10 protein-coding genes are annotated in these 11,988 nt (G+C 67.2%); 9 read left to right on the forward strand and 1 reads right to left on the reverse strand.

Going from position 1 to position 11,988, the window contains the following annotated elements; translation table 11 throughout:
• Positions 1–2: 2 nt before the first annotated feature.
• Positions 3–596 (reverse strand): TetR/AcrR family transcriptional regulator, encoded by a 594-nt coding sequence (locus LGY53_RS06035; protein WP_374111123.1) that lies wholly within the window; start codon positions 594–596, stop codon positions 3–5.
• A 147-nt stretch (positions 597–743) separates the two neighbouring features.
• Between LGY53_RS06035 and LGY53_RS06040 the strand changes: the two genes are divergently transcribed.
• The 9 genes from LGY53_RS06040 (at position 744) to LGY53_RS06080 (ending at position 11,958) form a co-directional block, all read left to right on the forward strand.
• Positions 744–2,327 carry a carboxyl transferase domain-containing protein gene (locus tag LGY53_RS06040; protein ID WP_225725599.1) on the forward strand — a complete coding sequence of 528 codons (1,584 nt, stop codon included), beginning with the start codon at positions 744–746 and terminating at the stop codon, positions 2,325–2,327.
• Between the two features lie 5 nt (positions 2,328–2,332).
• On the forward strand, positions 2,333–4,381 hold the full coding sequence (locus LGY53_RS06045; RefSeq protein ID WP_225725600.1) for an acetyl/propionyl/methylcrotonyl-CoA carboxylase subunit alpha: 2,049 nt from the start codon (positions 2,333–2,335) through the stop codon (positions 4,379–4,381).
• A complete protein-coding gene (locus LGY53_RS06050) occupies positions 4,378–5,538 on the forward strand; it encodes an acyl-CoA dehydrogenase family protein (protein ID WP_225725601.1) in 1,161 nt (386 codons plus the stop codon). The genes LGY53_RS06045 and LGY53_RS06050 overlap by 4 nt, the downstream gene beginning before the upstream one ends.
• Complete coding sequence (locus tag LGY53_RS06055) at positions 5,535–6,005, forward strand: MaoC family dehydratase (RefSeq protein ID WP_225725602.1); 471 nt, start codon at positions 5,535–5,537, stop codon at positions 6,003–6,005. The genes LGY53_RS06050 and LGY53_RS06055 overlap by 4 nt, the downstream gene beginning before the upstream one ends.
• Positions 6,002–6,802, forward strand: coding sequence for a CoA ester lyase (locus LGY53_RS06060; protein ID WP_225725603.1), 801 nt, complete (start codon positions 6,002–6,004; stop codon positions 6,800–6,802). Before LGY53_RS06055 ends, LGY53_RS06060 begins: the two co-directional genes overlap by 4 nt.
• A gap of 25 nt (positions 6,803–6,827) precedes the next feature.
• Complete coding sequence (locus tag LGY53_RS06065) at positions 6,828–8,765, forward strand: acetoacetate--CoA ligase (RefSeq protein ID WP_225725604.1); 1,938 nt, start codon at positions 6,828–6,830, stop codon at positions 8,763–8,765.
• Between the two features lie 243 nt (positions 8,766–9,008).
• The gene (locus LGY53_RS06070) at positions 9,009–9,257 is read left to right on the forward strand and encodes a hypothetical protein (RefSeq protein ID WP_167478090.1); all 249 of its coding nucleotides are present in this window, start codon (positions 9,009–9,011) and stop codon (positions 9,255–9,257) included.
• A complete protein-coding gene (locus tag LGY53_RS06075; RefSeq protein WP_225725605.1) occupies positions 9,254–10,741 on the forward strand; it encodes an HEXXH motif-containing putative peptide modification protein in 1,488 nt (495 codons plus the stop codon). The genes LGY53_RS06070 and LGY53_RS06075 overlap by 4 nt, the downstream gene beginning before the upstream one ends.
• Positions 10,742–10,755: 14 nt before the next feature.
• Positions 10,756–11,958 (forward strand): aldo/keto reductase, encoded by a 1,203-nt coding sequence (locus LGY53_RS06080; RefSeq protein WP_225725606.1) that lies wholly within the window; start codon positions 10,756–10,758, stop codon positions 11,956–11,958.
• Positions 11,959–11,988 lie beyond the last annotated feature (30 nt).

Here is an 11,988-nt window from a genome sequence, read left to right on the forward strand (position 1 = left end):
CCTCAGCGCAGCGCGGCCAGTGCCATCTCCCGCAGGATCGGACGGGCCTTGGCGGCGGTGGTCGGCGGCGCGCTGTGCGGCGTGGAGTTCAGCAGGCCGAAGGCCGCGTGCGCCCGGACCCGCGCCGCCTCCTCCGGTAGACCGGGGTGCAGCTCACGCAGCACGCCGACCCAGACCTCGACGTATTGACGCTGGGTGCGCCGGATTTCGCGGCGGGCGACCACCGGAACGTTCTCCAGGTCACGATCCTGGATCCGGATCAGTTCCGGCTCGCCGAAGGCGAAGTCCAGGTGGAACTCGATCAACCCGGAGAGCGCGTCGGCGGCCGAACTATTCTCCGCCGCAACGGCTTTGCCGCCATCGAGCAGTCTGCGACTGACCCCGACCAGCAGTTCGACCAGCAGCGCCTCCTTGTTCGGGAAGTGCCGGTACACCGCGGGCCCGCTGATCCCGGCAGCGGCGCCGAGATCGTCGAGGCGCATACCGAGGAAGCCGCGCTCCGCGATCAACCGGGCCCCCGCATCCAGCAGTTGCCGCCGCCGCTGCGCCTTCATTTGCTCGCGCCGGGTCGGCGCGACCGGATCTATGCTGGTCACAACCGCTCCTCTCGCCCGACCTGGACATCTTGGTTAGCCAAGATTAACCTGGATTCCAGTTATCGGCCACTAACTGAGGGCAGGATCGCAGGCGGGCGCCCGATCTGCACCCACGAGGCGGCGACCACACCCCGAAAGGCAAGCGGGATGACACTTACCGAACAGGTCGACAACCGCGCGGCGCACCGATCGCTGGTCGGCGACCTGCGCGCGCGGCTGGCCGCCGCGGCGCTCGGCGGACCGGCCAAGTCCAGGGAGCGGCATGTGGCGCGCGGCAAACTGCTGCCGCGCGAGCGGGTGGACGAATTACTGGATCCGGGCAGTCCGTTCCTCGAGCTGTCACCGCTCGCCGCCACCGGCATGTACGGCGACGAATGCCCGGGCGCGGGCGTCATCACCGGCATCGGGCGGGTATCCGGGCGCGAATGCGTCATCGTCGCCAACGACGCGACGGTCAAGGGCGGCACCTACTACCCGATGACGGTGAAAAAGCATCTGCGCGCACAGGAAATCGCGCTGCAGAACCAGTTGCCCTGCCTGTACCTGGTCGATTCGGGCGGCGCGCACCTGCCGCACCAGGACGAGGTATTTCCCGACCGCGAACATTTCGGCCGCATCTTCTACAACCAGGCGACCATGAGCGCCAAGGGGATTCCGCAAATCGCCGCAGTGCTCGGCTCGTGCACCGCGGGCGGCGCGTATGTCCCCGCGATGAGCGATGAGGCCGTCATCGTGCGCAATCAGGGCACCATCTTCCTCGGCGGCCCACCGCTGGTGAAGGCCGCGACCGGTGAGGTGGTCAGCGCGGAGGAGCTCGGCGGCGGCGAATTGCACTCGCGCACTTCCGGAGTCACCGACCACCTGGCCGCGGACGACCGCGACGCGCTGCGCATCGTGCGCCGCATCGTCGCCACCCTCGGCCCGCGCCCGGCCGCGCCGTGGCAGGTGCTGCCGAGCAGCGAACCGAGCACGCCACCGGCCGAACTGTACGACGTGGTGCCGGTCGATCTGCGCACCCCGTACGACGTGCATGCGGTGATCGATCGAATTGTCGACGGCGAGCACGGTTTTCACGAGTTCAAGGCCGAATACGGTAAGACGCTGGTGACCGGATTCGCCAGGATCCACGGCCATCCGGTCGGCATCGTCGCCAATAACGGCGTGCTGTTCAGCGAATCCGCCATGAAGGGCGCGCATTTCATCGAACTGTGCGACAAGCGCAAGATTCCGCTGCTGTTCCTGCAGAACATCACCGGGTTCATGGTCGGGCGCGATTACGAGGCCGGCGGTATCGCCAAACATGGCGCGAAGATGGTCACCGCGGTCGCCTGCGCCCGGGTGCCGAAACTCACCGTGGTGATCGGCGGATCGTACGGTGCGGGCAATTACTCCATGTGCGGGCGCGCGTATTCGCCCCGGTTCCTGTGGATGTGGCCGAATGCCAGGATCTCGGTGATGGGCGGCGAGCAGGCCGCCTCGGTGCTCGCGACCGTGCGCGGCGATCAGCTCGACGGCAATGGTCAGCCGTGGTCGGCCGAGGACGAGGAGGCGTTCAAGGCGCCGATCCGCGAACAGTACGAGAACCAGGGCAACCCCTACTATTCGACGGCCCGGCTCTGGGACGACGGCGTCATCGACCCGGCCGATACCAGAACCGTACTCGGACTTGCCCTTTCGGTGTGCGCGCAGGCGCCGCTCGAACCCGTTTCCTACGGCGTATTCCGGATGTGATCGCGATGATGAACAAGACCCATCCCGTCCGGTTCGACACCGTGCTGGTCGCCAACCGCGGCGAGATCGCGGTGCGCGTGATGAAGACGCTGCGCACCATGGGAATTCGGTCCGTCGCGGTGTACAGCGACGCCGACGCGCAGGCCAGGCACGTGCGCGAGGCAGATATCGCGGTCCGGCTCGGACCCGCGCCCGCGCGCGAAAGTTACCTCGCCATCGATAAAGTCGTCGACGCCGCCGTGCGCACCGGTGCGCAGGCCGTCCACCCCGGTTACGGATTTCTGTCCGAGAACGCCGCGTTCGCGGCGGCGCTGGAGGACGCCGGAGTCGTCTTCCTGGGTCCGCCGGCCAAGGCGATCGAGATCATGGGTGACAAGATCGCCGCCAAGAACACCGTTTCGGCCTTCGGTGTCCCGGTGGTGCCCGGTATCGCGCGACCCGGCCTCACCGATGCCGAATTGATCGATGCCGCAGCGGAAGTCGGCTATCCGGTGCTGGTGAAACCATCCGCGGGCGGCGGCGGCAAGGGTATGCGCCGGGTCGACCGGCCGGACGAGTTGCCCGCCGCGCTGGCCTCCGCGCGCCGCGAGGCCGCAGCGGCATTCGGTGACGACACCCTCTTCCTGGAGCGGTTCGTCACCCGCCCCCGGCATATCGAGGTTCAGGTGCTCGCCGACCAATTCGGCAACGTGCTGCACCTCGGCGAGCGCGAATGCAGTTTGCAGCGCAGGCATCAGAAGGTGATCGAGGAGTCGCCGTCGCCGCTGCTCGACGCCAAGACGCGGGCCCGGATCGGCGCCGCTGCGTGCAATACCGCCCGCAGCGTCGACTACGTCGGTGCGGGCACCGTCGAATTCATTGTCTCGGCGGATCGGCCCGACGAGTTCTTCTTCATGGAGATGAATACCCGCCTGCAGGTGGAACATCCGGTCACCGAGTTGGTAACCGGTGTCGATCTGGTGGAATGCCAGGTCCGGGTGGCCTCCGGGCAGAAACTCGCGGTGGCGCAACACGATATCCGAATGGTGGGGCACGCGATCGAGGCGCGGGTCTACGCCGAGGATCCCGGCCGCGGCTTCCTGCCGACCGGCGGCACGGTGCTCGCGCTCGACGAGCCGGAAGGCGATGGCGTGCGGGTGGATTCGGGCCTCGCCGTCGGCACGGTGGTCGGCAGCGATTACGACCCGATGCTGTCGAAGATCGTCGCGCACGGCGCCGACCGCACCGCCGCACTGGCGAAACTCGATCGGGCGCTTGCCGATACGGTTCTGCTCGGGGTCACCACCAATATCGAGTTCCTGCGCTTCCTGCTCGCCGACGCCGATGTCGCGGCGGGCCGGCTCGATACCGGCCTACTCGACCGCAGAGTCGGCGACTTCACCCCCGTCGCTGTCGCCGATCCCGAATTCATCGCCGCCGCCGCATATCACTGGCTGCGGCGCTGGCCGAGTGCGCCCGCCGATCCGTGGGCGGTGCCGTCCGGCTGGCGGGTCGGCGATCCGGCGCCCACCGCGCTGCGGCTGGCCGCGGGCGATCGCATCGAGCACGTCTACCTCACCGGCGCCCCCGATGCCGCGCGGGTCCGGGTCGGTGACGGCGAATCACGGCCGCTCACAGCGGCTCTCACCCCCGATGGCCTCACGCTGACGCTCGACGGTGTGCGCCGCGCCTACCGGGTCGCCGAGGCGGGCGACCAGCTCTGGGTGGCGGGCCGGTCCGGCGCGGCGCTGCTGCGCGAGGTCGCCGAGGCCGATGTGCGCGGCGGCGCCGAACATGTCGGCGATGCCGAAATCCGCAGTCCCATGCCGGGTTCGGTGATCTCGGTGCCGGTCGCCTCCGGCACCGCGGTGGCCGCGGGCGCGCCGATCGTCGTGGTCGAGGCGATGAAGATGGAGCATTCGCTCACCGCACCCGTCGCGGGCACCGTCGAACTGCTGGTGGAACCGGGCGCCCAGGTGCGCCTCGACCAGGTGCTGGCCCGCATCGTCGCCGCAGCCGAGCCGAACGGCGCACAGACCTCCGAAACCATTGAGCGAGAAGGAACTTCCGCATGACAGACTTCCTGTCCACCGGCAGCCTGCCGGACGAGTACCGCGATCTGGCCATGACCGTACGCGATTTCGCCAAGCAGGTCGTCGCCCCCGTCGCCGCCGAACACGACGCCAACCACACCTTCCCCTACGAGGTGGTGGCCGGGATGGCCGAGATGGGCCTGTTCGGCCTGCCGTTCCCCGAGGAGTACGGCGGCATGGGCGGCGACTATTTCGCGCTGTGCCTGGCGCTGGAGGAACTGGGCAAGGTCGATCAGAGCGTCGCCATCACCCTCGAGGCGGGAGTCTCGTTGGGCGCCATGCCGATCTACCGCTTCGGCAACGAGAAGCAGAAGCTCGAATGGCTGCCGCGGCTCACCAGTGGCCGGTCGCTGGCCGCCTTCGGCCTCACCGAACCCGGCGCGGGCAGCGATGCGGGCGGCACCCGGACCACCGCGATCGCCGACGGTGACGAGTGGATCATCAACGGCAGCAAGCAGTTCATCACCAACTCCGGTACAAACATCACCGAATTGGTCACCGTCACCGCGGTCACCGGACAGTCCGGCGGCAAGAAGGAGATTTCGACAATCCTGGTGCCAACGGACACACCGGGTTTCGTCGCCGGACCGGCATACGACAAGGTCGGCTGGAACGCCTCGGACACCCATCCGCTGAGCTTCACCGACGTCAGGGTGCCCGCGGAGAACCTGCTCGGCGAACGCGGCCGCGGCTACGCCAACTTCCTGCGCATCCTCGACGAGGGCCGCATCGCCATCGCCGCGCTCGCGGTCGGCGCGGCGCAGGGCTGCGTCGACGAAAGCGTGCGCTACGCCAGGGAACGCGAGGCCTTCGGTCAGGCCATCGGCCGCAATCAGGCCATCGCCTTCAAGATCGGTAGGATGGAGGCGCGCACGCATGCGGCCCGCACCGCCTACTACGACGCGGCCGCACTCATGTTGTCGGGCAAGCCGTTCAAGAAGCAGGCGTCCATCGCCAAGCTGATCGCCAGCGAGGCGGCGATGGACAACGCCCGCGACGCGACCCAGATCTTCGGCGGCTACGGCTTCATGAACGAGTACGCGGTGGCCAGGCACTACCGCGACAGCAAGATCCTGGAAATCGGCGAGGGCACCACGGAGGTGCAGCTGATGCTGATCGGACGGGAGTTGGGCCTGTGAAAAAGGTTGTGCAGCGCGGACTCTGGTACGAGGAGTTCGAAACCGACGCCGTATACGAGCACCGGCCCGGCCGCACCATCACCGAGGCCGACAATGTCCTTTTCACCACGCTCACCATGAATACTCAAGCGCTGCATCTGGATGCGGCGTTCGCCGACGGTCAGCCGCCGTTCAATCAGCGGCTGGTGAACTCGATGTTCACGCTGTCCACGCTGGTCGGTCTCTCGGTCGCACAGCTCACCCAGGGCACGCTGGTGGCCAACCTCGGTTTCGCGGATATCGCCTTTCCCAAACCGCTCTTCCACGGCGACACCATGTACGCCGAGACGGTGGTCACCGAGAAGCGGGAGTCGAAAAGCCGTCCGGGCGAGGGCATCGTGACCTTCGCGCACACCGCGCGCAACCAGCACGGCGATATCGTCGCGACGGCCACCCGCAGCACCCTCGTCCGCAGGAAGCCCGCATGATGGGCCCGGCCTGGCTGTTCTGTCCGGCGGATCGGCCGGACCGCTACGAGAAGGCCGCGGCCGCCGCCGATGTGGTGATCATCGATCTGGAAGACGGTGTCGCACCGGCCGACAAGGCCGCCGCGCGCACCGCGCTGCGCGAGGTCCGGCTCGACCCGGCGCATACCGTTGTGCGCGTCAATGCCGCGGGCACAACGGATCAGCTACTGGACCTCGCGGCGCTGGACGGCACCGGTTACCGGCGGCTCATGCTGCCGAAATGCGAAGCGCCAGAGCAGGTCCGCGAGTTGCGCGACTACGAGGTGATCCCGCTGATCGAGTCGCCGCTCGGTGCGCTCACCGTCGGGCAGATCATGCCGGCCGCCAACGCGATCGGCGTCATGTGGGGCGCCGAGGATCTGGTCGCCGCGCTCGGCGGTCACGCCAGCAGGCACGCCGACGGCGGCTACCGCGATGTCGCCCGCCACGTCCGGTCCACCGCACTGCTCGCGGCGAAGGCGTACGGCAAATTCGCCCTCGACTCGGTCTATCTGGATATCCACGATCTGGACGGCCTGCGGGCGGAGTCGCTGGACGCGGTCGCGGTGGGTTTCGACGTCAAGGTGGCCATCCATCCGAGCCAGCTGCCGGTGATCCGATCCGCCTTCGCACCGTCCGACGACGAAATAGCCTGGGCACAGCGGGTGCTCGACGAGGTGCCCAACCATCGGGGCGTATTCGCCTTCGAGGGCCGCATGATCGATGCCCCGGTCCTGCGGCACGCCGAACAGACCCTGCGGCGCGCACAGCGCCGCTGACCGATCCGAGCCAGGAGGTATTGCGGTGCAACCACAGTGGGTGCCCACCGAACGTGACATCGCCGACGCCAACGTCACCGACTTCGCGAAGTTCGTCGCGGCACGCACGGGCGTGAACGCACCGGATTATCACGCGCTGTGGCAGTGGTCGATCGACGACCTGTCCGGCTTCTGGCATGCGGTATGGGATTACTTCGAACTCGGGCCGATCGCGGGCGAGGTGCTGGCAAGCACCGAAATGCCGGGCGCGCAATGGTTTCCCGGCACCAAGCTGAACTACGTCGATCAGGTGATCCGGCAGGCCCACACCGACCGGCCCGCCATCGTGCAGGCTCGCGAGGACGGTACCGTGCGCGAACTGTCGTGGGCCGAAATGATCGACAGTACAACGGCATTCGCACGCACCCTGCGCTCGCTCGGAGTGCGGCCCGGCGACCGGGTCGCCGGATATCTGCCCAATATTCCGGAGGCGGTTATCGCCTTCCTGGCCACCGCGAGCATCGGCGCGGTGTGGAGCGCCTGCGGCCAGGACTATTCACCGAAGGCCGCGCTGGACCGGCTCGGCCAGTTGGAACCGACCGTGCTCGTCACCGCCGACGGCTACCGGTACAACGGCAAGGAGCACGACAAGCGCGCCGATATCGCCGCACTGCAGGCCGGTTTGGGCTCGCTGCGGGCCACCGTCGCGATTTCCCAATTGGGACTGGATGTTCCGGACACGCTCGCCTGGGCCGAGGCGGTAAAGAACACCGACCTCGCCGTGATCAGCACGGAATCGGTCGATTTCGACCACCCGCTGTGGATCGTCTTCTCCTCCGGCACCACCGGCCTGCCGAAGGGTATCGTGCACGGGCACGGCGGAGTCGTCCTGGAACACTTGAAAGCCATTGCGCTGCAGGCCGATATCGGACGCGACGACACCTTCTTCTGGTACACCAGCCCCAGCTGGATGATGTGGAACTTCCAGCTGGCCGGGCTGCTCGTCGGCGCGACGATCGTCACCTACGACGGCAGCCCCACCTATCCCGCCGCGGATTCGCTGTGGCGCATCGCCGCTCAGACCGAGACGACGGTGTTCGGCACCAGCCCGGGTTACGTGCTGGCCTGCATCAAGGCCGGCGCGGTGCCGCGCACCCAGCACGCCCTGTCGGCGCTGCGCACCGTCGGGATCACCGGTGCGTCGCTGCCGGTCTCCTCGGCACTCTGGTTGGGCGACAATATCGGTGAGCACGTGCAGGTCTCCTCGGTCAGCGGTGGCACCGACGTGGTTTCGTGCTTCGTCGGCGGTGTGCCGACCGTTCCGACATGGCCGGGCGAACTGTCGGTCCCGTTCCTCGGCGCAGCCGTCGATGCCTTCGACGAGGACGGCAAACCGGTGCGCGGCGAGGTCGGCGAGCTGGTGATCACCAAGCCGATGCCGTCGATGCCGGTGCGCTTCTGGGGCGATCCCGACGGAAAGCGGTACCGCGAAGCATATTTCGACGTGTTTCCGGGTGTGTGGCGGCACGGCGACTGGATCACCATCACCGAACGCGGCAGCGTCGTCGTGCACGGCCGGTCGGATTCGACGCTGAACCGGCACGGCATCCGGATGGGCAGCGCCGATATCTACCAGGCCGTCGAGCAGTTGCCGGAGATCACCGAGGCGCTGGTGATCGGCGCGGAACAGCCCGACGGCGGCTATTGGATGCCGCTGTTCGTCGTCCTCGCACCCGGCGCCGAACTCACCGACGAGCTGAAGGACAGGATCAACACCGCTGTTCGCACGCAGGTGTCGCCGCGGCACGTGCCCGACGAAATCCTTGTCGCACCGGGTATTCCGCACACCCGCACCGGTAAGAAACTGGAGGTGCCGATCAAGAAGCTGTTTCAGGGCGCGGAGCCGGGCCGAGTCGTCGAACGCAGCGCGGTGGACGATCCGGCGCTGCTCGACTGGTACGCCGCGGTGCGCCCGGCGCGGTAGCACCACCGATGATTCCCGCATATCGAACATCCGATATGCGGGAATAAATATCTTGGGCGGCCCGACCTACCGACCAGAAAGTCGAATACGTCGGAATGATCCCGAATCCGGATATCGGTCGACCGAATTCATCGATCCGATCCGGAAAACGGGGCAGCGAGTACCTTTCCGAATGCATCGCTTTCCGGTACGGGCGCACAGTACCCTCGATGCATCGGATTCTCATGGCCACAGGGGGTCATCATGTCGGAACCGACCGGCGTCGAAGAAATTTTGCGCAAACTCCGGACGCAAGCCAGTTTGACCGCCGATGAAGTCGATCGCCTGCAATCCCATATTGATCAATTGCAGAATCGGGCCACCGAGGAAGGCACCCAGCATCACAGCGATTCCACCCCGGGCTCACACCATTCGCACCATGAATCCTCGGCCACCGATCTGATCGGGTTCCTGGAGCGGGTGACGAGCAAACTCCAGCAGCCGCCGCAATGACGATCACCGATGCCCCCGCGCCGGATGCGGCGCTGCCCGTAACCGAATTCGACGAGCTGCTGGTATCGCATCCGTTCGGCGATTCCGACTATCTCACCGGACAATTGGCGGCCGCGTTCCGGCGCAGGCTGCTCAGCCTCGCCTACCGATTGCCGCTGGCCAACGACGTACTCGACGCACTGGACGCCGCCACCCCGTACGCGCGCTACCGCATGGTCGGCGACACCGTATTCCGCTGTGCCGTACAGCATTTGCAGGTTCAACTGCTGGATGGCGGCCGGTACGGCCTCGACGGCGGGCTGGCGCGGCAGATACTGCGCGCCGCGGTGGACCGGCTGGCCACCGGCGGCATCGGCCTACTCGACGCACAACTCGGCGACCGTATCGGCCCCGAGCCGTATCACGGCTGGATATGGCATGAGGACGGCCGGAATACGCCGGTCACCCAGGCATTTCACGATATCGTTCGCGATCACTACGGCCTGGCGCTGTGCACGCCGACCGAGAACGAAATAGCGCTGCTGATACAGGCCACCAGGCTATTGGAAACGGTGTTGCCCCGGGTGGCTCGCAGCGCACTCACCCACACCCATCTCGTCGCGATCTTCCGGCCCACGGGCCGCTGGGAGTCGACCCGGTCCAGTTCCGAATTCAAGGTCAGCGGAACGATTTTCCTCAACCGGCGTACCTTGACGAATGTCTGGACAGTTGCCGAACATCTGTTGCACGAATCGCTGCACCAGCAGCTGTACGACATACGGCAGACGCATTCGCTACTGGTTCCGAATGCCGCCAGATCCGATGCCCCGCTGATCCATTCGCTGTGGAACGCACCGGACCGCGGCGGCGGAAACAAATGGGATACCCATCGCGCACTCGCCGCATTCCACGTATATATCCATCTGACCCTGTTCGCCCGCGCCGCCGCGTCATCCGGCGCATTCGCCGCACAGTTCGGCCCGGTGCGGATGCTCGGACCGCAGACCGCCATCGCCAGAGCGCAATATCTGGGCGAACAATTGCGGCAGCGCGGCTGGCCCGAACTCGGGCGGGCGGGGCACACGCTGGTGGAGTGGCTGGATTCGATCCGCCCCGCGCTGATGCCGCCGCTGGTCACCGGATCCTTCGTCCATCTGCTGCTCGACCGGTACTGGCGCGAGGCGGCAACCGTCGCCGCGGCGGCGGCGCGCGGGGAGCCGGACGACGACGGCCTGCTCGATGCTCTGATAACCCGCGAAATCGAGTCCGTGCGAACGATTCTCACCACCATCGACGGTGACGTGCGCGGCTTCGACGAGGCATTGGAGACCAGTGCCGACACCCCGGCGGAACGGTTCACCACCACCAGGGCGGTCATCGCGGAAACCCTGATCAGGGCCTGTCCACGCAGATACGAACTGGCCCTGACGCGGGAACCGGACGAACTGGTCCGGTCGATGGTCGAACTGTCCAGTGAGCAGTTGCGGGTCTACCTCGGACGGTGACGGAAGGCGGACGGATGGAGGCGCAGCACCCTGGTCTGCGTTCGGTGCTCGACGCGGTCCGCAGTGGTCGGCCGCTCAGCGATTCGGAGCTGGCGATCCTGGAAAGCCAGCTACGCGTGCTGCGGGCGGGCGCCGCGAATCCACCGTCCGCGCCCGAGCCGCAGGCCACCGAACGCTGCGTGCCCGCGCTGCCGGGGTCCATGCTCACGGGCGGGGCGCGGGCCGACGGCACTGCGGCGTACGCGGCCGCCGGACCATCGACTGCCGGATTTTATCGTGTGGCCCAAGGGCTTTCGTTGTCCTCCATCGGGATCGGAACCTACCGGGGCGAGCAGTCGGCCGGGGTCGACGCCGCCTACATCGCCGCGCTGCGGTACGCGCTCACGCACGGCGTCAACGTCATCGACACCTCGCTCAACTACCGGCGGCAGCGCTCGGAAGTCTGTGTCGGCGCGGCACTTCGGCACTTCGTCGAATCCGAGCACGGCCGCAGGGACGGGGTGCTCGTCGCGAGTAAAGGCGGCTTCCTGGTGCCGGGCGCGCTGCCCCGACACCTGCCGTTCGCCGACGAAATCGTCGGCGGCGCACACTGTTTGGCGCCCTCGTTTTTGGCCGACCAGCTCGACCGCAGTCGCCGCAATCTCGGGCTCGACGTGATCGACGTCTACTACCTGCACAACCCGGAAACCCAGGCCAGGGTGGTCGATCCGCGAATCTTCGCCTCCCGCATCACCAGAGCCTTCGAATATCTCGAATACGCCGCCGACGAAGGGCTTATCGGCTGGTACGGCATAGCCACCTGGGACGGATTCGCCAGCGAGCTGCTCTCGTTACCGACCCTCGCCGCCATCGCCCGGCGGGTCGGCGGTGAGCGGCACCGGTTCCGCTTCGTCGAATTACCGCTCAGCCTCGGCCTGCTCGATACCCTTCCGGCACTGGACGGTGGCGTACTGCGCGAGGCGCCGGATCTCGGGATCACCGTGTTCGCCAGCGCGGCCCTCATGCAGGGCCGCGTCAGCCGCGATCTCCCCCCATGGATCACCCGCGCCATGCCCGGCCTCTCGGACGCCCAGCGCGCAATCCAATTCGTCCGCTCCATCCCCAGCCTGACCAGCGCGCTGGTCGGCATGCGCGACGGAGCCCACGTCCGAGAAAACCTCGACCTGTCCGCCCACCCACCCCTGACCACCGCCGAATATCGCGCATTGCTCGACTGACCAACGGGCTCGGACATTGATCCGTCACCA

The sequence above is a fragment of the Nocardia sp. JCM 34519.1 genome (genome assembly GCF_020361265.1).
GTDB lineage: Bacteria > Actinomycetota > Actinomycetes > Mycobacteriales > Mycobacteriaceae > Nocardia > Nocardia arthritidis_A.